We start from the raw sequence: 380 nt of genomic DNA, 5'->3' as shown, positions 1-380 counted from the left end.
TGGAAAATGATAGACGGTAAAAGATACTATTTCACAAATGGTCGCAATTACACGTTCAATGCTTATGAAAACATTGACGGAAAAAAATATTATTTTCATGAAGATGGATCAGTTAATCGCGCAGGATTTGAAAAAATCGATGGTAAGCTATACCATTTTGACAATAACGGCGTAGCACAAACGGGCTGGCAAACTATCGATAATAAATATTATTACTTTGATGAGAATGGAGCAGCTAAAACAGGATGGTTCCAAGTTGGTGGTGGATATAGACCTTGGCCTCTTGCATACGGATACCTTTGGTATTGTGCTAGAGAAGATGGTTCACTTTATTCAGACGGTTGGTTTAAAATCGACGGTAAAGATTATCACTTTGACCA

General features: G+C 37.1%; 1 pseudogene. It reads left to right on the top strand.

From position 1 onward, the window contains the following. Positions 1-380 (top strand): annotated as a pseudogene (locus JDS80_RS30770) (cell wall-binding protein); the annotation flags it as partial.

It is taken from the genome of Bacillus cereus group sp. N8 (assembly GCF_016483685.1).
GTDB lineage: Bacteria > Bacillota > Bacilli > Bacillales > Bacillaceae_G > Bacillus_A > Bacillus_A proteolyticus.
Note: the sequence above shows the minus strand (reverse complement) of the source record. Positions and strands in the feature narration are given on the sequence as shown.